Origin of the sequence: Leisingera sp. McT4-56, assembly GCF_020514995.1 — a bacterium.
Taxonomy (GTDB): domain Bacteria; phylum Pseudomonadota; class Alphaproteobacteria; order Rhodobacterales; family Rhodobacteraceae; genus Leisingera; species Leisingera aquaemixtae_A.
Window position 1 is genome coordinate 1 of record NZ_JAJALF010000056.1, and the last position, 1965, is coordinate 1965.

General features: G+C 63.6%; 2 protein-coding genes and 1 pseudogene. All 3 read right to left on the bottom strand.

Annotated elements, in window-relative coordinates; genetic code table 11:
- The coding region (locus tag LHL23_RS23330; protein WP_226431749.1) for an ABC transporter ATP-binding protein at window positions 1-896 on the bottom strand (896 nt) is incomplete at its 3' end.
- A gap of 14 nt (window positions 897-910) precedes the next feature.
- A complete protein-coding gene (locus tag LHL23_RS23335; protein ID WP_413229492.1) occupies window positions 911-1726 on the bottom strand; it encodes an ABC transporter permease in 816 nt (271 codons plus the stop codon).
- Window positions 1727-1758: 32 nt separating this feature from the next.
- Window positions 1759-1965 (bottom strand): annotated as a pseudogene (locus LHL23_RS23340) (ABC transporter permease); the annotation flags it as partial.

Below are 1965 nucleotides of genomic sequence, written 5' to 3' on the forward strand. Positions count from 1 at the left end.
TAGCCGTCGGGCTTCTGCGCCGATATTTCCAGCTGTTCGGGACGGATGCCTGCCAGCAGCTGCGGCCCGCGCCGCGCCACATTGGGATTCACGTCGATGGACAGCGGCCCGAAGCCCTGCACCTCAGCATGCAGTTTGCCGTTCACCTCTCCGGTGACAGCCGCATCCAGGAAGTTCATGCCGCCGATGAAGGCCGCAACCTCCTGGCTGCAGGGCCGGGCATAGAGCACCTCGGGCTTGTCGACCTGCTTCAGCTGGCCCTTGAACATCACGCCGATGCGGTCGGACATGGTCATCGCCTCGTACTGGTCGTGGGTGACCATGACGAAGGTGATCCCGAGCTTCTGCTGCAGGCGGCGCATCTCGAACTGCATCGCCTCGCGCAGGTTCTTGTCGAGCGCCGACAGCGGCTCATCCAGCAACAGCACCTTGGGCCGCATCACCAGCGCACGGGCCAAGGCCACCCGCTGGCGCTGGCCGCCGGACAGTTCCGTCGCCTTGCGCGACTGCAACCCGCCCAGCTCCACCATTTCCAGCGCCTCGGCGACGCGTTCTTCGGTCTCTGCTTTGCCCAGCTTCAGCTTGCGCAGACCAAAGGCGACGTTATCGCCGACGTTCAGATGCGGAAAGATCGCATAGGACTGGAACACCATATTGGTGGGGCGTTTGTTGGCAGGGATGTGGGCCATGTCCTGGCCGCCGATACGGATGGTGCCGGCGTCGTGGTCCTGGAAACCGGCAATCATCCTGAGCGCGGTGGTCTTGCCGCAGCCGGAGGGTCCGAGCAGGGAAAAGAACTCGCCCTCCCTCAGCGTCAGGTTCAGGTCGCGCACCGCAGTGAAGGTGCCGAACCGTTTCTCCACCCCGGAGATTTCGATGATGTTCTGAGTGGTCATCTGCGTATCCTTCATCAGGCGGACTTGGCGGAGCGGCGGCGGAAGTATTCGGCGGTCAGCAACAGCAGCACCGAGGCGAGCAGCAGCAGCGAGCCAAGCGCCAGCGTGTTCGGCAGCTTGGCCGGGAAGCGGATCTGGCTCCAGATATAGACCGGCAGGGTGGGCTGGTTGCCGGACAGGAAGAAGGCCAGCACGAACTCGTCGAACGACACGGTGAATGTGACCAGCAGGCTGGCAACAATCCCCGGCGCCACGATCGGCAGGGTCACCCGGCGGAAGGTGCCGATGACGCTTTCGCCAAGGTCAAAGGCGGCTTCCTCCAGCGACTGGTCGAAATCGTCAAAGGCGGACTTCATGATCGAGACCGCAAAGGGAAGGGCGACAAACACATGGCCCAGGATCACCGTGGTCAGCGACGGCTTCAGCCCCAGCGAGATGAACAGCACCAGCATCGAAGACGCCACGATGATGCCCGGAATGACCAGCGGCAGCATCACCAGCCCCTCCGACAGTTCGCGTCCCTTGAACCGGTAGCGGACATAGGCGCGGGCGGCGAACAGCCCCAGCGAGGTGGCGACCAGCGCGGTCACTGCGCCGACGATCAATGAGTTGACCATCGCCTGCAAGAGCGTGTCCTGTTCACCGAGCTGGGCATACCACTTGAGGGTAAACCCCTTCATCGGAAAGGCGACGATGGTGCCGTCGTTGAAGGAGAACAGCGGCAGCAGCAGCACCGGCAGGTAGAGGAACACCAGATAAGCCACTGCGTAGGCCAGCAGCCAGGGGAAACGGAAGGGTTTGCGCCGCGGCTTGCTGGCAGCAGCGCTCAGCGGCTTGTTCAGGGGTTCGCTTACCGGTGTGCTCAACGGATCCTCCTCCCCAAAGCGGTGGCCAGGATGACAAACAGGATGGCCACAAAGCCGACAGAGGCCATTGCCACCAGCGACAGGGTGGCGCCCAGCGGCCAGTTGTTGGCCGGGCCGAACTGCACTTGGATCAGGTTCGCCACCATCTTGCCCTGCGAGCCGCCGACCAGCGACGGGGTGACGTAGTCGCCCACGGTCGGGAT